We start from the raw sequence: 18,885 nt of genomic DNA, 5'->3' as shown, positions 1-18,885 counted from the left end.
CGCCCGCAAAGCCGATCACCCGCTACAGCGCAACGAGAAGCGCGCGGGCGCTCGGCTTTACTCCCTACCATCACCTACGCCACGTACTGGGACACGATCGGTAAATGGCCAACGCGGTTGCTTTGTGATCAGCCGTTATCTTCGACGAACCGAATAGCGTCTTGCAAGAAGCTCCGGAAATAGTCAGGATTTTCGCACATCGGAAAGTGCCCAAGCCCCTCCATAACGACATGACGGCTGCCAGGAATGAGGGCCGCTAGCGCTGCTCCGTCTGCAGGCGTCGCAGAGTAGTCATAGGTCCCGGAGAGAAGAACGGTCGGTGTTCGCTTGGCATCAATCTTCGGACCGACGACGGCACCGTCGAACTCGTCGCTGTAGAACGAAAGATCGCCGGGATAAACTCCAGGAGCACCCTGCGAGTAGATCCAACTGGCGCGGCGTCGCTCTTCTTGCGGGCTGAGCGGGCTCATGATTCCGCGGACATAGGCTGAGTTATGAAGCGACCCATGAACGTTGACGTTGTGTTGAAAGGGGTTGCGACGGCCCTTTGACTTCAACGGCGGCTCGACCGCAATTACACCCATTAGACGTTCCGGTCGCTCCGCCGCCAGCACCATGCACATCGCCGCGCCCATAGATCCTCCAACGACGATAGCTCTGTCTCCGACGAGCTGGTCGAGTATCGCCGTGCACCAGGTCAGGTAGAGATCCGTTGTGAGTTGATAGGGCGAGCCGTCCCAAGTTAAAGGAGGCATCGAACGTCCGTGAAACGGCAGATCAACTGAGATCAATCGGTTCGTACGCGCAAACCCAGTGTCGGAGAGTTGCGGTAGAAACTGACGGCCGTCTGCGCCAGCCGTATGGAGGAAAAGGATAGGAGTTCCTGCACCGGCTTCCTCGTAAAAGATATCGTGTTCTACGCCGCCGACCTCTACCCGCTTATAGCGTCCGGTGACCTGTTCAATATTTCGATCGACCTTCGGCGCAACTAGGGGCGGAGACGCTACGACGATCTCGAACAGTCGCTCCAGAGCGGGACGCGCTTGAGCGATTGCTACGGGCGAACCAGATAACGTGAACTCAGGGTTAGCGAGTTGAAAGGCGGTGAACGAATGGTAGGTTGCCGGCGGCGGCACCTGCATAACCTTTTCCCAAGCTCCTTCTGGGGCACTCAGTATGACGTCAGCATTTTCGTCCGCGCCGTCCAGTGCGACTATCCCGCCTCCCACAGCAAGTGATGACTTTTCTGGTCCAACTTGCAACGAGATCCGTGTTGTAAGACCTGGGGTCAGTCGCGGTAGCTCCGGATCTTCGATCGCCAGGGTTACGCGTTTAATCAGCTCGGCATGGGCGCCCATACGTCCTCCCTAACAAAATGATGTTGTTGGGAAGCCGCACTTCCTGTGTCTCACCTCCCATAAGAGAGGTAAGCAGATTTTCAGACAATCTGTCAACCTTAGCCGTCGCCTGAACTTCGTTTTGTGGAACTACTCGGAGGTTTCGACGGGGTTCTTGCTCAAGTAGTCCAACGCCACCTTAGCCGCGATTTCGATATGGCGCTTGCAAAGCGCGGCTGCCCTGTCGCCATCACGCAACGCAATAGCGGCCGCAATCTCTCTTATCTCGAAAACGCTGTTCTGCAGCCGCCCTGGCTGGGTCATCGATGTCATCCGCAACAATGTGACCCGGTTGTGCAACGACGTGAGCATTTGCTTCACAAACACGTTCTTGCTGCCGGTCATCAAACAATCGTAAAAAGCGGTCTTGGCTTCGATGATCCGCGTTCCGGAACCGCTCTTGGCTGCGGCTTCGAACGCTTCCACGGTCTCGAGGAGAGCAACGATCTCTTCATTCGAACCGTTCTCGGCGAACTCCTGGCCGGCAAAGCTTTCAAGCAGCGCGCGTACACTATAAAGCTGCCTAGCCTCCTCGTAGCTGATAGTGCTGACAACCGGCCCCCGATGCGGATAGCTAGTAATAAGCCCTTCAGCTTCTAACTGGCGCAGCGCCTCGCGAACTGAAGTTCGGCCAACCCCGATGAGTTCGCACAACTCGCGCTCCACCAGCCGCTGCCCGGGCTTGAAACGGCCACTTGAAATAGCCTGCCGGAGCTTATCCTCAACAAGGATTCGAAGAGAGGCGTTTTGACGTGTAATCTGGAGGTCGATCGTTCCCATTCACAACAAACCTTCGATGAAATTTCTAGTGACGCACAGAATCAATATACTGCCGGAGCGTTTCGTAGGACAACCCGATTGTCTGCAAACAGCAAAAATTTCAATCGGTTTATTGTGGGTCACAGGAGAACTCTAGCGAACTGGAGGTCTGGCGCAAGGGGAGAAAATTTCTGTAGCACCTCAGGGTCATGACCCGGAATGATGAGTCCGTTTGCTCCGGCAAGGACGCGGAGCTTGTTGTAACCCTCGATTACCTCTAGGTAATCTGCAAACAGGGGAAACGCGCCGTCATTTTCAAGATAGTGCTGGAAATGAAGCGCGTCGGAAGCGATAACCAGCAAAGCGCCGCCTGTTGCCACCGTAACAACTTGCAAACCTTTCGAGTGACCGCCAACCAGATGCACCCTGCATCCAGGAACAATTTCCCCATCCCCATCATGGAACCGTACCCGTGACTGAAAAACGAGCCGGACCGCGTCGACGACACCTTCTGTAGCAAAAGGCCGACGCATTCGCTCATGGCACATACACCGCCCCGTTCCATACGCCATCTCCCGATCCTGAATGTGAAAAGTGGCGTTAGGAAAGGCCGGGAGGTTTCCGGCGTGATCGTAGTGCAGGTGTGTCACAACGACATCAGTAATTTCGCTGGATTTGATGCCAAGGCTGCTCAGTGCTGCCACCGGATGGATCAAGAGGGTCCGCCCTCTGGCCGCGCCCTCTCCGGCTTCGAAACCAGTGTCAACAAGAATTAATCGGTCCTCGAGACGGATCAGCCACACGAAGTAGTCGATTTGTGATGGACGATCATGAATGTCATCCGTCTCTAGTATCAGGTCACTTACTGGTCTTTGCGCGGTGCCGTAATGGATGGCGAGCACTGTCCACTCGTTCAAGAGAATTCTCCCCGCCATCAGTCCATCAAGACTAGGTGTCGATTGATCTCGGCCCTGTCAAGACGGTCGAAAACCTCATTGATCTCATCAAGGGGGCCAGTGCTCGACAGCAATTTGTCCACTGGCAGCTTACCTTTGAGGTAAAGGTCGATATAGCGGGGTATGTCGCGCGATGGCACGCAGGAACCCATATAGCTGCCCTTGATCGTTCTCTCCTCTCCGACCAACGGCAAGGGCGAAACCTCGAAACGGGAATTTGCGCTGGCCAGTCCGGCCGTAGCGGTCATCCCTCCGCGCCGGGTAATCTCATATGCAAGCTCGAATGCCTTTTTGGATCCAGCCATCTCTATCGCGTAGTCTACCCCGCCGCTTGTCGCGCCTTTTACTTGGGCAACAATATTCGGCGAGGTGGCCAAAAAAGTCTTCGTCGCTCCCAGCTCCTTGGCAAGATCCAGCTTCGCTTGGATTAGGTCGATCGCCACGATATCGCTTGCACCGCTCGCAACAGCGCCAAGTATCGCCGAAAGGCCTACGCCGCCGAGCCCGATTACCGCCACACTACGGCCTGGGCGGACCCCACACGTGTTCATCACAGCTCCAACGCCGGTCATAACGGCACAGCCGAAGAGAGCAGCTGTCGCCAAATCGATATCTTTGGTCACTTTGACTACCGAGCTCGCCGACACGACAGCATATTCGGAAAACGCAGAAACGCCGCTATGGTGGTTAATTTCGTATCCTCTCAAACGGATGTGCTTGCCGCCGGATAGAAGCGTTCCTGCAGCATTGGCCTGGTAGCCCGGTTCGCAGAGGCTGGCGCGGCCTTCAGCGCAATATGAGCAATGGCCACAAACCGGCAGAAATGACATGACTACATGGTCACCAACCTCAACCTTCTCGACACTCGGTCCGATTGCTGCGACGACGCCAGATGCCTCATGGCCTAGAGCGACTGGAAGCGGACGCGGTCTGTCCCCATTGATTGCGGACAGGTCAGAGTGGCAGACACCGGCAGCCTTGATCTTGACCAACACCTCCATGGGGCCAGGCGGCGTCAGTTCCACAAGCTCAATCTTAAGAGGTTTCGAATTTGAATAGGGCTTCGGCAGACCCGACTCCCTGAGGATTACCGAACGCATCTGCATCTTTGAGATTCCTTATCGATGTGCAAGCAACTGCATTGGAGAGGGGATATAGCGGAATCCGTCTCCGTTTCGCACCACATGCCCGGCACCTGGCCATGCGAAGTGATAGGACATTACCGCAATGCGATCTGTCGCCAGCATATCAAGCACGCGCGTGCGGGATCTAGCTGACAGCTTCGGGTCCGTGTCGTATCGGAATTCCATCATCGGCCTCTCCATCAACAGGATATGATGGTGCGTAAGGTCGCCGAGAAAACAGAGGCGATCGTTTCCCGACTGCAGCATAAAACAATGATGACCGAGCGTGTGGCCGGGGGCCGAAATCGCGTGAACGCCCGGCAAGAACTCCTCGCCGTCTTTGAAAAAGAAGGTCCGATCCTTGTGGGGAAGCAGGTTTCGCCGAGCGTTATCGATTTGAAATTGAAATGAAGAATCGATCGACGACCCGTCCGTCCAGTCCGTGAAGTCTCGCTCACTGATGAAGATGTCGGCGTTCGGGAAATTTAACCTTCCATTGGCATCGCACAGACCGCCGATATGATCGATATGGGCGTGCGACAGAACCACCGCATCGATCTCCGTCGGATCTCGACCTGCCTCTCTCAGGCTTGCTAGGAGCCGACCTGTGGTGGGCCCGAAAGCTTTGGAAGACCCCATCCCGGTATCAAATAGAATTGTTCTTCCATTTATCTCAACAAGCGGCACGTTTTGCTCGAGTACAACTTTGTTCGTTGGCAGGAAATTGTCCTCTAGCATCAGGCTGACCGTGCGTGGCTCTACCCCCAAGAAGTTCAGGCGAGGATCTCCTAGCTCTAACGGCCCGTCGGACAGTACCGTGATTTTTCCATCGCCAAATTCGAACGGATAAAAATACGGAAGCTTGGCCAGGTGATGCATACTAAGAGACACTGATTTTCCTCCCATCAGGTGCTTGGCTACATTTTTGGCAGATTGTATGATAATCTGTCAAATATTTTTGAAGAAAGCCATATCGAGAGCGACTGCCTTGCTTTAGGAGCCGGTGTACCGCGTTTTCCCCGGCCTACCGAATGCCGCGCAGTAGGAGCAGAGCATTCGAGAATGCGGCTCGCGGGGCCGCACAACGCATGGTCGTTGACCCAGCGTTGCCCCCTGTTCCGCGAAAAACCGCAGACATTCAGAGATTGACGAGGCTCAAGTTGAGTTGTCTCACAGCGCGCACCGCATCACCGTCCATCAGACAGGTGACTTTTTCCCATATTCGCGCTCATCATCGCGAAGCGGCGTAACGATCTGAAACGAAGCCGGTGGCGGACGCGCGCACCCAAAGAGCGATCAATTCCATCTTCGGCAGGGCCTTGCTGTAAAAGAAGCCTTGCGCCGAACCGCATCCGTTCGCTGCGAGAAATGCTGCCTGCTCGGCGGTCTCAACACCTTCCGCCACCACGTCCTGTCCAAGACATTGTGCAATGGACAGAATCGCTTTGACCAATTCTTCGTTCCTTTTGTCCGAGCTATTTATGAATGACCGATCGATCTTCAGCGTGTCGATCGGGAAGCGGGCTAGATAGTTGAGCGCCGAGTAACCGGTGCCAAAATCATCGATAGCAATCGAAAATCCCATTTGACGCAGCTTAAGAAGCGTCTGCAGGGTCTCGCCCTTCCGATCGAGAAGCAGACTCTCCGTGATTTCGATTTCGATCCATTCCGCGCGGCAACCGGTTTCACCGAGGATTGCAGCGATCTCGTTTACCAACCGTGAGCATTGGAATTGCTTACCCGAAAGGTTGACTGCAATCTTGTGCAGGTGGTGGCAATCGGCGTTCAGCTCCTTCGCCGTCTTGCACGCTTCACGCAGCACCCATCGCCCGAGTTCAACGATCAGCCCGGTATCCTCAGCGACCGGAATGAATCGAACCGGCGGAATCATGCCCATCTCGGGATGAGGCCATCTCAACAACGCTTCCGATCCTATCATAACGCCGCTGTCCAGAAGCACCTTGGGCTGGTAGTGCAGCTCCAATTCTTCGCGCTCGATAGCGCGGCGCAATTCAGATTCCAACTGCATGCGCTCCTCCACGCCCACAGTCAAATCCTTCGAATAAAAGCGAAAACTGTTTCTCCCCGAGCGTTTGGCAAGATACATCGCAGAGTCGGCGTATTTCACCAGATCGTTGACATCTGTGCTGTCGTCGGGCGAGATCGCGATGCCTACACTGCATGACACGTAGACTTCCTTGCCATCCAATAGGAAAGATTCCTTGAATCTCTCGAGGATCGAGCACGCAACCCAATCGAGATCGTCGGTTGTCTGGATTTCCGGCAACAGAATCGCGAACTCGTCGCCGCCGAGACGCGCAACCGTGTCGAGATCGCGGACAGATTTCTTAAGCCGGGTAGCGACCTGGCAGAGTAGTTGATCACCCACAGGGTGACCCATCGTATCGTTCACGACTTTGAAATGGTCGATGTCAATCAGCATTACCCCTGTCCGCCGACGTTGAGACGACGCGTCACTGACGACCTTTTGCAATCGCTCGTTAAACAGCAAGCGGTTCGGCAAAGAAGTCACCGGATCGTAAAAGGCCATTTGCCTGATTTTTTCCCGCGAGGCGTTCAGTTCCGTGACATCGCGAGAGACCCCGAGGACTCCTGTAACCTCTCCCCCGGCGCCGAGGACCGCAAGTTTACGTGTTTCGAGAAGAATGGACTGACCGTTCTCCGGGGAAACCACCCAATTCTCGTCGATAAGTATGCCACCGGCTTCGATCGTGGCCTCATCAGATTTTCCGGAAATGTGAGCTCTCTCAGCCCCGAACAATTCAAGGTCCGTTTTTCCAACGACCTCCGCCTCTGATTTCCCGGTCAGCCGCTCAAATGCATGATTGCACAAAAGGTGTACGCCATCGACATTCTTTACCCAAACCATGTCAGGAATGGTTTGCAGCACACTTAGCAATTGCGTCCGCACGGAGTTGATGGCGTCTTCCGCCTGCCTTCGTTCCGTGACATCACGCGAAAATGCCAGGAGCGTGGTGGCGGCGTCAGGATCGGCGCTTGGTCGTCTAGCCACCGACAACTCGAACCATCGGGTCTCGCCGTTTGGCAAGGATACGCTAATGCATCGACCGTAGGCAACTCCTTCACTGCTTGCAGTTCGAAGCGCCTCCATTGCAATAGCCGCTTGATCAGGCGCAAGAACTTGGTCGACCGTCCTACCCAGTAGCATTTCCCGCTGCTGGGCTAGTAGTTCGGGATTTCTGGTCCAGACCTGAAGATATCGCCCATCCTCGTCGACCTCAAACAGAACGTCTGGAATAGCGGTGACGATCCCTTGGGCTAGTTCGAGAGCGTTTTTGAGTTCCTGCTCCGCCAACTTGTGTTCGGTTATGTCGATGATAACGCCAATCAGACCCGCGGGCTCGTCGTCGTGACCTCTGAAAACTGCCTTGTTGCAGACAACATCCAGGATGGCGCCGTTTGCGAGAGCGATCTTACGCTCGGAGACTTGGGCTCCACCCCTTTCAAGAAGGCCTTTCTCTTCAATAGAATAAATTTCCGCCAGTTGCGTTGAACTGAGATCAAAATCTGTATTCCCGATGATCTCGTCGCGCGAGCGACCGAGGAGATCTTCGAAAACCTTGTTGCAACCGACATAGCGACCGTGCAGATCTTTGAAGAAAATTGGGAGGGGCAACACGCCGATCAATGCTTCAAGCAGCGCTCCTCGGTCGGCTGAGGTATCATGATGCAGCGCTTCGTCTCTCCGGCGATTGCGCCTTTTCTGAAAAAAGGAGCGTTGCCAAAGCGGTTGTAAAGTCGAATTCATCGTGAAGCTCCTTACCGAGGGCCAAGACAGGATGCATCATCCATCCGATCAGGAATTCCGGGAACGCCACCCAAATCATTCGAGCAACAAATTGATGCAGATATGTCAGTAAGGCGTCGAACCGCGCGTCGGCCTGAGCCGGATAGTGCGATCGGAAATGAACTTTGCTTTCACATTCGAAGCAACAACCTTCGCGGCAGCACGTAGATTGATTGGCGCAATGAGTATGTTGTCCCGTTTGGCGAGAGGAGGGCCGGAGGAAGAATGCTACCGCGGAGCAAATATGTTCGGGGGAACCGGATCGCTTGTCTCATGTCTCCTGAGGCGACCCGGGCATTTCCCAATTTGAACTGTCATTCCTTAGCGCAGCCTACCTTGCACGAGAGCCGATCATGAAGGCACCGCATTCCACACAGACCCCGCATGCGATCTTCAATTGGCCGGCTTCCAGGAGAGCGGATCCGCTGGGTTATCGAAATATTTAGCAGCAGCGCTGGCAGACCACCAAGCTGTATTCTTCGGCTCGATCCAATCCTCAGAGTTAGGATCGCAATCAGCTGGCAAATCCGCCATTACATCCTCTATGGTACTGGGAATTGCTGGCCGCAGGATTGTCTGAATTTTGGGGCCCTGTCCCTCAAGAGTTCGCATCATTACGTCCCATACGAAACCCGCCTCAGAGCGCGGCGGCCAGAAATGAAAACTCTTGCTTACGAAGTCGGGGTTCCGTCGCCAGTAACAGGCTGCCGAAGCTTCGCCCCCTAGAACGATTGGGATCATGTCGCGCCCGGACTGGCGCACCGCGTTGATAACACCATTCTCAGCTCCCGACTGAACGATAATACCATCAATTCGACCGGGATTCGCTGCAAGGAATTTTTGCACCTCGGCCTGCGCGACCTTGTCTGTCCACTTCCCGTCGACATGACCTACGATCTTTATCTCGGGATAATACTCCAGAGCCTTCTTTGCGCCGACGTCAAAGCTGTCCGAGGAGGCAAAGCCGGAGATCCCCGAAACGAGAAGCACATTGCCACTTCCTTCGATTTCTTCAGCGAGCCACTTCGCCGCCTCAAACCCGCCTTGCATGTTGTTCTCAGTTGCGTTGACGGCGAACGGCGATGTTACGTAACCAGAGTACGAGAACACAGGCACTCCTTTTGAATACGCATACTCTATCGTAGGATTAAGCGCCGTGAGGTTCGAACAGCAGATAATAATTGCATCAACGCCGTCGTCTACCATCTGCCGCATCTGCCTGATCTGGACAGCGTCTTCAAGATTTGACTGGGTGACGATGAACTCGGAGACCAGCCCCGCTTTCTTGAAAGCTGGAACAATCTTGTTTGTGAACTCATCAAGAATACTCGCACGCCAAGAATTGTCAGCATATGTCGATGCGTACCCAATTTTCCACGGCGGTGCTCGCTGTGCCTTAAACGTGCGGAAGACAGATTCACCTGTAGGCAACTTTGGATCGAGCAACTCGTAGGTTTTTCGTTCCTCCCGCGGCAATTCCGTAAGGCCACCGGCGGCCGCTACAGAAGGGATCACCAAGCCGGTGATTAGAATAATGGCTCTTGTAATTTCACGTATGCGCACGGATTTGATACCTCTCGTGTCTCTGAGCATTGCAAAGCAGTTGATCTCTTGAAGGTTGATCGGCTCTAGGTGGGTTTTTTACAGTCAGACGGGCGGCGAAAGGGAGACCAAGAGCCTAAGGCCGGATTTCGCTTCCGTAAGCGGATTTCCCTTCAGTAGAACGCCGCTATCACAGTGGCCATCCGACGCGTGGCAGTCTCGTTCGATGCGCAGCTTACGCCACTAACCTAACCCGACGCGTCGACTTATCTTCGGTCAATTTGAATGAAGCGAGCCGCTCGCTGAGTTCGTTAGTCTGATCCGAGAGAGTCTTTGCCGCGGCATTTGTCTGCTCGGCCATGGCAGCGTTTTGTTGTGTTCCCTGGTCAAGTACATTGACGTTATTGTTGATCTCGGCGAGGGACGCCGCTTGCTCGCGGCTCGAATTGACGATTTGATCAATCCGATCGGAAATCTTCAAGATCGACGCCGTTATGTTGTGTAACGCCTCACCTGCTTTCCCCACGTAATCTGAGCCGATCGCCACCTCCGAAGAGGATTCCGAAATCAGGTGGCGAATCTCGCGGGCTGCAGCTGATGATTTCTGGGCAAGTTCGCGCACTTCCTGGGCTACGACTGCAAAACCCTTTCCGGCATCTCCAGCACGAGCCGCCTCGACACCAGCATTTAGTGCCAAAAGATTTGTCTGGAACGCAATCGTATCGATCAAACCAATGATTTGGCCGATCTTGTGGGACGCGTCTTCTATTCTGCCCATTGCGTTGATCGCATCGGTCACAATGGTTGCCGCACCCTCGGCGTGTTCTTTAACAACGGACACGAAAGCCTGGGTTTCATAGGCATTCTCGGATGATTTTCTGACCGTGACCGTCACCTGTTCGACGGCGGCCGCAGCCTCCTCCAGTGAGGCGGCTTGCAATTCAGTTCGCCGCGACAGATCATCTGAGGCTTTGAAAAGCTCGCTGGTTCCCCATTGAATTTGATTGGTATTCTCGTCGATATGAGACACTGTCTCTCTCAGGATCGAAAGCGAGTGATTGAAATCGCGCCTCAGCGGCTCAAGATTGGGATGGAATTGGCGGTCAATTTCTTGAGAGATGTCGCCACGCGCCAATCGAGATAACGCCTCTCCTAGAATGGTGACGGCAGTTGCGACCTCCTCCTCCATCTGAGCGCGTTCGCGTTCACGATCCATCCGCTCCTGTTCAACGGTTTTCCTATCGGCTTCCGTTCGTGTCTCGATGTCCATCTTCGAGACAGCATTTTCACGGAAAACCTCGAGTGCGCGAGCCATTTCACCTATTTCGTCTCTCCGGTCACGTCCGACAATCTGCGATCGAAGATCGCCCTTTGCCAGCTCTTGCATGCGCTTCGCGATCCGTTCGATCGGGGCGCGAAGTGTCGCCATCAGGCCGGCGCCAGCCGCCAAGGCTACCAAGACGCCGGACACTGTGGCGATAGTTGACAGCAAGCGGGCAAGATTGCTTTCATTGCGAGCATCGTTTTCCTGAGTTGCTGCAAAGGTTACGAGGTTTTTCCAGATCTCCTGGCCGGTTTTGTCCGCCTCAGAATATTGCGCTTGGCGGGCTTCCGCTATCTTGACCAGCTTCTCTGTGTTCTCTTGGATAGAATCCACCTGGGCGAATAGATCTTCCTGCATTTTATCGAAGCCAGATATCGAGCTGGCAACGCCTCCAACTGCCACGGTGTCACGCGCCAATTTTGTAAGTTGCTCAACGAGGCGCTGCTGATTCTCTGCGTTGGCTGTACGGAACAGGTTATTGATTTCGATTTCGATCGAATCGGCGTCCTGGCCGATCGTTGTCGCCGTCGCAACAAGCATTTCGGAATCCGTCAACGCTTTATCCAACGCCCGGATCGCATTTGTTCCTTCAATCATGTGCTGGATCGCATCCACTCGCAGGTTCGTCGCAAAGCTCTGTAGGTCAGAGCCGGCAAGCCGTGTGGAAGGGTCGACAAATTCGGGGTTGGCGATTAGCTTGGCGATAGTCCTCTCAATTTTAGTAACGGCCTGCTCGTCAGCAGTCGAGACTACCCGCTTGACTGTTTTTAGCGACTTTTTGATCACAAGCCCTTGCTGGGCGACAGTCGGAGGCTGCTTCGCTCCGTCCGGCAAGCTCACCAAGTCTTCCGCCATGTGTTGCATAACTGATGCCGTATCGAGTGAGCGGGTAGCCTCCCGGAGCATGGTTTTCCCGGAGTTCTCCTGATTGCGTACTTGTGAGCGCACATCAACCGCAGCCAATTTAAGGGCGCCTCCGACCTCCTTGATCTTCGACAAGTTGGAAACAATGTCGCTGCGAACGGATTCCTCGTCATTATGCAAAGACCACATGCGGCCGATGCTGCCCGAGATAACGGACATTGCCGATACACTGTTTTCGAGCGCACCAGTTTCGCTCCCGCTACCTGCCGCCGCTTCCTGGAGCGACTGCATGGTTGCGCTCTGCCCGTTTAAACTTGTCAGCGCCTCATCTCGGTACTCCGTTGAGCTTTGCGCCAAAAAGCGGTTCATGCTTTCCGCGACACTTCGAAACCCGCTCAAGGTCTGAAGAACCTCATTTGAAAGCCGAAGACGAGACTGAAGCAAGCCAGTTGCTTTTAAGCCGACCCCACCAACTGCCGCCAATATCAGGATCAAGGGTACAAGTACCAATAACACCTTTGCTCTTATGGTAAAGGTGGACAACAGGCGATCGACGAACATACTTACCTCCAAAGGGCTCAAACGGTGCTGGGGCCTCGCTTTTGGAATAGTAATGTTTGAGCCTGAACGAACATGGATAAGAGTTTCACTAAAACAATCGAAACTTTTTTACGTGTTGTTAGGATTTGACCTCTTACCCATTGCGTCTTTCGAGAAACTTAACGGAAGGTTAATACCTGCAGATTTGCCGGATCAGAACGTGTGAGTGGATCTATCTGCACCGAGGATCGATCTCCAGCACGTTCCCTGTCAGCTTTCCGGACAGTTCCGAATTCGCCAGGAATTGCACGGCGTGGATCACTGTTCGAAGCACGTCATTTTCGCTTGAAGACGTAGAGTTCACATCGCTGGCGTGTACAGCATTTATCCTCAGCCCGGAACCGAAATATTGCCTAGCAATTGCGGAGGTAGTAGTGCGCAACGCCGCTTGAAGGACGGCTTCTGCTTCCAGCGAGGTCGTCTCTTCGAACCATGCGACGTCCACTACGGCAAGCTCCGCGCCCTGAAGTCGAGAGCTAAAGGCACCTGTAACTCTGATTAGATTGGATACGGCATCAAGCCCCAGATTCGCGCTGGATAGCAATCCCGTTACAGTTTGGGTTGTTTCATTTCTGCGGAAAACTATGTTCACCAGAACGTCGACCCGTCTCCAGCGCAGATACACCTGGTCAGCCATTGAGTTGACGTAAACGTCTCTGTTCGGGTTGACTTTGACCGGTAAAAAATTGTTTCCCTGGCCTTCAGCCAGGGAGGCGAAGTCGGCGGGATTGGCGTCGCCTACGGCGACCCGATAGCCTTTTTCTATAAATGAGCGCGCCAAACAAAGACCAACAGGATTTGACGCGCCTATCAAGACACAGACTTTTTCCCCAGGAGAAATGTTGGCGTCACTGTCACGTTCAACCAGTACCTCGGTCGATGGAGTATGACACGCCTTGTGAGTCAGAGACGCTTGTATCACGCGCCGGTCGCCGCTTCCGGCAGATTAAGAAGGTCGACAATTTGTGCATTTTTGGCCAAGTTTAGCACTTATAACTCCCGGTCCGTCGCTGCGTCTCCCGCGAACAAGCAATGCGCAGGCGATATAGTAAAATTTTTGTCCGACAATCTGTCAATTCCTTTTTGCGATTTTCGGCGGACACATGTCGAGACCGGCGTCATTTTGAGGCCTCATGCCCGCAATGCCGTAAGCATCGGTATTCCGACACCCGGTTGAGTTTGATGTGGTCTTTCCTGTTAATCTTCTCTCGCCGCCACGTTCCGATTTGATCGCGCTTTTCGCGTTCGCGCGGCACAGACAACAGCACGCCTATGGCAGCACAAGCTGTTTGACCATCATCAGGTTTCGTCCTTAAGCTCTTCTTTTGCCCAATCAGACGCCCGGAGTCCCTACCCGCTAAGAAGAGCGCAAAGTCAACTCAATGCGACGAGGCGCGGCTGACGCATTGATATTTGCCGCGACCGCCTCGCTTAGTAGGCCAAAAGAACTCGTCGACGTCTTTGCGTCTCCGAGTGTTGAGCCTGGAGCGTGCCTCTCTTATACGTCATAACCGAAGTATGCTGATGCGCAGGTTAAGAGGACCAGCGTGTGGCGAAATCGTGGGGCCATCCTACAGCACAATCATTTTTCTCCGTGTCGACTCAACGGCCTCCAAGTTCGGTTGGCGTAGGTTCTCTCCCACTCATAGCACTCCCACCCTTCCCGTGACGGGCTGCGATCGAAAGCAGCCCGTCACCCCTCGCCTTGGGAGGCATCTTTAGATTGATTTGCCGTGCGGGAACTCCACTAGAACCGTGGCAGATTTCCCTGATGCTGCCTTGCCTTTGATCAGGAATAGCATTAACGTATATCAGACAATCTGTCAATCTGTTCGAGGCTTGTGGAAGCCAGTCATCGCATCATTAGAGGCTTCCCAACTGCAGCGCTGAAAAACTAGGAGGCCATCTCGAGCGGGAGAACGTGGATGTCGGTGCTGGTGATGATCCGCCATGACGAAAGCCTAGGGAATGAGAGATTCAACCGGCCTCCACAAAGGTCCGAATCGGTCATGTACGCGATCAAAATCGCTCGCACGCCATCCGGTCTCGAGCTTTGAAGGTTTGGAAAACTAGTCCCGGCATGTGCGAGTTGGTGTTCATAGATAGGTTTATATTGGATGACCGAAAGTTTGTTCAGCAAGCCCGATGAAGGGACCTTAGTGAAAGACAACTTTATCGAGGGCTCCGATCCCGAACGTCTTTTGCCTTTGATATCATCGCCCCTGGCGTCCTCTGACCTTGCTCAACACGACAGTAGATCGCTTAACTCTCGCTGCAGTCGAATTTCCCTTGATGGTTTTGGCGTTGCGGATGCCCATCATGAAGAGGCGTTCTCGGTCATGATAGATTCCCCAGTTGACGTCGTAACGGTCTTCCTGCCGGCGTCCGGGAATGCAGTCTTTCATTGGTCTGGGCAACAGGTAGAGTCGCCGCATGTTGCAAATGCTCCGCTGAATGCCCGACAAGATGGCATAAGATCTCAACTGTCATTGACGATCGATACGCAATCCTTGCGTGACAAGCTTTCTCGCATGCTCGATCGGACGATCAGCGGAAATCTGCAAATTCAGCCGACCCTTGATCTTGCATCGAGCGCGGGAACGCTCATGCGAGAACTAGCCCTGTCTGCCCATCGCGGCCTCAGTGCCGGGGGGGCTCTGCGACAATGCCCGTCGGCCTATAGCTCGCTCCTCGACGCGATAGAGTACCTTTTGATCGAAAGCTGTATGCATCGCTATACCGATGAACTTCGTCGTCCGGCTCCGTCTCCCACGCCTCGCCACGTGAAACGGGCAATGGAGTTTATGGAAGAGCATATGGCTCAACCCATTTCCCTTAACGATATCGCCGCTGCGGCCAAGGTCAGCGTGCGGACTTTGCAGCACGGCTTCCGACAATTTCGTAATACCAGCCCCACAATGCACCTCCGAGACTTGCGTATGTGCGCAGCTCGACAGGAACTGCTGCAAAACGGCGCTAAAATCAGCGTTTCGGAAATAGCGCTGAAGTGGGGCTTCACACACCTCGGCCGTTTTGCTGCAGAGTACAAGAGACGTTACGGCGAACTGCCATCTAAAACAGTGCATATGAGCGATGTTCTGCCGCATAGGCGATCTATGTGTGCTTCGCAGGCCTCTCCGCCCGAAAGCTGACCCGGAAATAGCCCTTCGCGATGGCGCTGTGGTTCGCAGCGCTCCACCGGGCTATACCATCGCTGCGCCCTTAATTTTTCGGTCTGTCGCCACAGACGGTCAGCAGCCGAGCGTACAGTGCTTCAAGGTGATTGGTGATTTGGATCATTTGCAGCCGCTCTTGCTCCAGGCGCTGCGACTGTGCATCTTCGTGGCTTTCTAAGTGGGTATCTGTCTTAGCCTGTTGCCCGAAATTGATTGCGATAACTTTGGACATCTTCGAACTCTCGTTGAATTTCGTTAATACTCCGCGTCTTGAAGGAAGACAGTCGCGGAAGGTGAAAAAGCAAAAGTCTGCTAGGCAGCTGCGATGCGTCCTGATTGGTGCCAAACCTTTGCTCAAAACTAAGGAAGCATTCCATCCCTTGTTCAAGCGGAGTGATTCCGTAGCTGAAGGTTGGGTCGAAGTCGCGCCTAAGTCCGAACCGGTTGGATCCGATCGCCGTTGATCGATAGAATGCCAGAGACCTGATCGACGACCGGGCCGATGATACCATCTGCTACCTCAACGACGACAATGGCGCTGTGGCTAGACCGATGGGATTGGTTATCTCGGCAGCAAGCTCTATCACCGGAATGACAGAACCGGCAGATCCCTGAACCGAGAACATGCGTTAGGGGCAGCGGCGTCGCCTCTGCTAACCCCCGGATTTCCGGGATCAACGTCGTCTTCATGCAGAACTGCTGGCTGCCAGATGGAAACCGATAATATCCTGCGATGAATTATGACATGATTCATTAAAACTCTTCCCATTCCTTAGTCGCGACAGCGGCTGTAGTACGTCCGCCGAAGGCGCCGGCAAGCTTCTGGGAGAGGGCACGCGCTGGCGAGGCGGCCGGCTTACCGTTCTGGTGGGCAACACGCCGTACAAAAGTCGAACCGTCGAGCCTGAAGCGCGCAATAAGCCGCGCCAGATTGGAAGCCTCATCCGCCAACCGGTTGGTGGCCGCCGTCGATTCTTCCACCATCGCCGCATTCTGCTGGGTTGTCTGATCCATCTGGTTGACCGCAGTGCTGACTTCCGCCAGCCCGGTCGATTGCTCTCGTGCCGCCGTCGAGATCGTATGAACGTGCTCGTTCACCTTGATCACGTGGCCTCGGATTAGACCAAGGGCATCGCCTGTGGCCGTTACCAGCCTGACCCCAGTTTTGACCTCGTCGCCGGACCGGTTGATCAGCGCCTTGATATCCTTGGCGGCAGTGGCGGAGCGCTGTGCCAGTTCACGCACCTCCTGAGCCACAACGGCGAAACCCTTTCCAGCGTCACCCGCACGCGCCGCCTCGACGCCGGCGTTGAGGGCCAAAAGATTGGTCTGGAAGGCGATCTCGTCAATGACGTTAATGATCTGGCCGATTTCATCCGAGGCCTGCTCGATGCGGCCCATGGCGGCGACCGCGTCTTTGACAACCGCGCTCGACTGCTCGGTGCTTCTGCGTGCCTCATCGACCATATGGCTGGCTTCCGTGGCTCTTTCTGTCGAGCTTTTTACCGCCACCGTGATTTCCTCAAGCGCCGAAGAGGTCTCCTCCAGGGCCGCGGCTTGCTGTTCCGTGCGCTTTGAAAGGTCGCCTGAGGCGATGCGCATCTCGCCGGCTCCGCCGTTGATCGTGTCGACGGCGGAGCGAACCTCGCCTAATACGGATCGAAGGGCTGCCATGGTGGCGTTGACATTACTCTTCAGTTCACCAAAGGCTCCCTGAAACTCGCCGCACATGTTTTCCGTCAGATCCCCATCGGCAAGCGCTGAGATAACTCGGCGAGTTTCGGCGATGCCCCGGTCAACAGAGGTGACCAGTTCGTTGACGCTTCCTGCAAAACGGTCGAGAGCCGCATCGCCGTATTTCTTGGTGATGCGATGGGTGAAGTCACCGGCTACGGCGGCTGACACCACCTCGGCAATGCTCGACTGCAAGTCGGCGCTCTTGGCCTGCAACGCGGCCTCCTGCGCGTTCAGATCGCGGGCCTTGATGCTGTTTTGCTTGAATACCTCAACGGCTCTCGACATCTTGCCGATTTCGTCGGCGCGCATTGCGAAAGGAACCTCAGTGTCGAGATTACCATCTGCCAGTACGCCCATCGTGGTAGTCAACCGCGAGATCGGATCGGTAATCTTCCGGATGCAGTAAAGCAGGGCTATAATGCCCGTCGTAGTTGCCAGCGCCATGGCAAGAATGGTGACCAAAACCGTCGATGAAACGGCGCCCATCGTATTTCCGACGGCCGCGACTCCACCACGCTTGTTAACTGCGACATCCTGGTCAAGGAGCGCTCCGCTATCATTATACAGTTTCGTCGTGGCGTCACTCGTTAGAAGAGCGAATGCTTCATCCTTCTTGCCTGCCTGCATTAGTTTAACAATCCGCTCGCCATCCTCCTGATATTGCGTCCACAAAGCGGAGAACGCGTCATAGGCCTGACGCTCCTCGCCGGATGTCACCATCGGCTCATATTCACCACGGGCATTCGCGAGATCCTCCATCTTCTGGCGGAAGGTGGTGATATTATGCGCAAGGCTCGTCGAATCTGATGAGTTTGTCACCAGCCTGAACTGCAGGATGCGGTAGTCCCCGGTGATCGTATTGATCCGATTTATCACATCGATCGATGGCAGCCAGTTGCTGGCAACTTCGGATATATTGCTCCTAATGGACAGCAGCTTGACGATACTCACGATGCCCTGGCCCGCCGCGAGAAGAGAGAGCAGAACAAATATCAAAGATAAAGCGAGTCTAATGGACTTGGGCATAAAGGCAAACCTTTTAGGTGAGGTGGACGATCGACTTGTCTACTCAAATCTTCCAATTGCCGTTTCATTCATTCGAACGGCAGATCAATCTTGTGGGTCTGTGACATAGCTGAGAATACCTATTGGTTGCGTTGGTTAATGAAGCCTTTCCTGCCCGTCTCGAATGCAAAAAGACGACGTTTTAAGGATAGTCAGGCGTCCAATGGATCGTCCGCGCTTACAAGGAGGATGCAGCCGGCAAAATTTCATTTGGCGCCGTTCGAAGAGCATCATCGTTTTCAGCAACCGAGTTTCGCCCCGCCACGAGCGACCTAGAGCAAGTCCTGCGATCGATGAATCGATTGTGATGTGACGGCGTCCATCGAAGCTGATTCAACTCCACAGAGAAGAGGTGGATGATGGGACAAGCCCTGAGCGATGATCTTCGAATACGGGTTTTGAAAGCGTCTGCGGCGGGCATGTCGGCTCGACAGGCTGCGGCCCGTTTCGGAGTTGGGATTTCGACGGCGATCCGCTGGATTGCAAGAGCGAAAGAGGGTGAGTTAACTGCT

Annotated in this window: 13 protein-coding genes; 2 read left to right on the top strand and 11 right to left on the bottom strand. The window is 54.4% G+C overall.

The window, feature by feature from the left end; genetic code table 11:
• Positions 1–128 precede the first annotated feature (128 nt).
• From ATY29_RS26975 to ATY29_RS26930, 9 genes are all read right to left on the bottom strand, one after another.
• Complete coding sequence (locus ATY29_RS26975; protein ID WP_008534369.1) at positions 129–1,358, bottom strand: alpha/beta fold hydrolase; 1,230 nt, start codon at positions 1,356–1,358, stop codon at positions 129–131.
• Positions 1,359–1,487: 129 nt separating this feature from the next.
• A complete protein-coding gene (locus tag ATY29_RS26970) occupies positions 1,488–2,177 on the bottom strand; it encodes a GntR family transcriptional regulator (protein ID WP_016737430.1) in 690 nt (229 codons plus the stop codon).
• 119 nt (positions 2,178–2,296) lie between these two features.
• Entirely contained in the window at positions 2,297–3,091 is a 795-nt protein-coding gene (locus ATY29_RS26965) for an N-acyl homoserine lactonase family protein (RefSeq protein WP_016737429.1), read from the bottom strand.
• The gene (locus ATY29_RS26960) at positions 3,091–4,218 is read right to left on the bottom strand and encodes a zinc-dependent alcohol dehydrogenase family protein (protein WP_004673287.1); all 1,128 of its coding nucleotides are present in this window, start codon (positions 4,216–4,218) and stop codon (positions 3,091–3,093) included. Before ATY29_RS26960 ends, ATY29_RS26965 begins: the two co-directional genes overlap by 1 nt.
• A 12-nt stretch (positions 4,219–4,230) precedes the next feature.
• Positions 4,231–5,115 (bottom strand): MBL fold metallo-hydrolase, encoded by an 885-nt coding sequence (locus ATY29_RS26955; RefSeq protein ID WP_011053353.1) that lies wholly within the window; start codon positions 5,113–5,115, stop codon positions 4,231–4,233.
• Positions 5,116–5,467: 352 nt separating this feature from the next.
• Positions 5,468–8,026 (bottom strand): sensor domain-containing protein, encoded by a 2,559-nt coding sequence (locus ATY29_RS26945; RefSeq protein ID WP_004673285.1) that lies wholly within the window; start codon positions 8,024–8,026, stop codon positions 5,468–5,470.
• A 432-nt stretch (positions 8,027–8,458) separates the two neighbouring features.
• Positions 8,459–9,658, bottom strand: a complete 1,200-nt coding sequence (locus ATY29_RS26940; RefSeq protein WP_016737427.1) for an ABC transporter substrate-binding protein — start codon at positions 9,656–9,658, stop codon at positions 8,459–8,461.
• 184 nt (positions 9,659–9,842) lie between these two features.
• Positions 9,843–12,356 (bottom strand): methyl-accepting chemotaxis protein, encoded by a 2,514-nt coding sequence (locus ATY29_RS26935; protein WP_008534365.1) that lies wholly within the window; start codon positions 12,354–12,356, stop codon positions 9,843–9,845.
• Positions 12,357–12,567: 211 nt separating this feature from the next.
• Entirely contained in the window at positions 12,568–13,317 is a 750-nt protein-coding gene (locus ATY29_RS26930) for an SDR family oxidoreductase (protein ID WP_016737426.1), read from the bottom strand.
• A 1,195-nt stretch (positions 13,318–14,512) separates the two neighbouring features.
• Between ATY29_RS26930 and ATY29_RS26925 the strand changes: the two genes are divergently transcribed.
• Positions 14,513–15,547 carry an AraC family transcriptional regulator gene (locus ATY29_RS26925; RefSeq protein ID WP_016737424.1) on the top strand — a complete coding sequence of 345 codons (1,035 nt, stop codon included), beginning with the start codon at positions 14,513–14,515 and terminating at the stop codon, positions 15,545–15,547.
• A gap of 70 nt (positions 15,548–15,617) precedes the next feature.
• On the opposite strand, the gene ATY29_RS26920 is transcribed toward ATY29_RS26925, so the two are convergent.
• Both ATY29_RS26920 and ATY29_RS26910 read right to left on the bottom strand, forming a co-directional pair.
• Positions 15,618–15,803 carry a hypothetical protein gene (locus ATY29_RS26920; RefSeq protein ID WP_004673279.1) on the bottom strand — a complete coding sequence of 62 codons (186 nt, stop codon included), beginning with the start codon at positions 15,801–15,803 and terminating at the stop codon, positions 15,618–15,620.
• Positions 15,804–16,324: 521 nt separating this feature from the next.
• Positions 16,325–18,334 carry a HAMP domain-containing methyl-accepting chemotaxis protein gene (locus ATY29_RS26910; RefSeq protein WP_004673275.1) on the bottom strand — a complete coding sequence of 670 codons (2,010 nt, stop codon included), beginning with the start codon at positions 18,332–18,334 and terminating at the stop codon, positions 16,325–16,327.
• Between the two features lie 398 nt (positions 18,335–18,732).
• Here ATY29_RS26910 and ATY29_RS26905 point away from each other — a divergent pair.
• Positions 18,733–18,885 (top strand): helix-turn-helix domain-containing protein (locus ATY29_RS26905; protein ID WP_133118214.1); only part of this gene is annotated, 153 nt, incomplete at its 3' end.

The sequence above is a fragment of the Rhizobium hidalgonense genome (genome assembly GCF_002914525.1).
In the GTDB taxonomy this organism is placed as follows: domain Bacteria; phylum Pseudomonadota; class Alphaproteobacteria; order Rhizobiales; family Rhizobiaceae; genus Rhizobium; species Rhizobium hidalgonense.
The sequence above is the reverse complement of the archived record's forward strand: the minus strand, read 5'-3'. Positions and strand labels throughout refer to the sequence as shown.

Coding starts and splice junctions, on each gene's coding strand:
- ATY29_RS26965 (WP_016737429.1), bottom strand. CDS start 3,091: ATGGCGGGGAGAATTCTCTTGAACGAGTGGACAGTGCTCGCCATCCAT.
- ATY29_RS26955 (WP_011053353.1), bottom strand. CDS start 5,115: ATGCATCACCTGGCCAAGCTTCCGTATTTTTATCCGTTCGAATTTGGC.
- ATY29_RS26960 (WP_004673287.1), bottom strand. CDS start 4,218: ATGCAGATGCGTTCGGTAATCCTCAGGGAGTCGGGTCTGCCGAAGCCC.
- ATY29_RS26975 (WP_008534369.1), bottom strand. CDS start 1,358: ATGGGCGCCCATGCCGAGCTGATTAAACGCGTAACCCTGGCGATCGAA.
- ATY29_RS26925 (WP_016737424.1), top strand. CDS start 14,513: ATGACCGAAAGTTTGTTCAGCAAGCCCGATGAAGGGACCTTAGTGAAA.
- ATY29_RS26935 (WP_008534365.1), bottom strand. CDS start 12,356: ATGTTCGTCGATCGCCTGTTGTCCACCTTTACCATAAGAGCAAAGGTG.
- ATY29_RS26920 (WP_004673279.1), bottom strand. CDS start 15,803: ATGTCCAAAGTTATCGCAATCAATTTCGGGCAACAGGCTAAGACAGAT.
- ATY29_RS26910 (WP_004673275.1), bottom strand. CDS start 18,334: ATGCCCAAGTCCATTAGACTCGCTTTATCTTTGATATTTGTTCTGCTC.
- ATY29_RS26970 (WP_016737430.1), bottom strand. CDS start 2,177: ATGGGAACGATCGACCTCCAGATTACACGTCAAAACGCCTCTCTTCGA.
- ATY29_RS26945 (WP_004673285.1), bottom strand. CDS start 8,026: ATGAATTCGACTTTACAACCGCTTTGGCAACGCTCCTTTTTTCAGAAA.
- ATY29_RS26940 (WP_016737427.1), bottom strand. CDS start 9,658: ATGCTCAGAGACACGAGAGGTATCAAATCCGTGCGCATACGTGAAATT.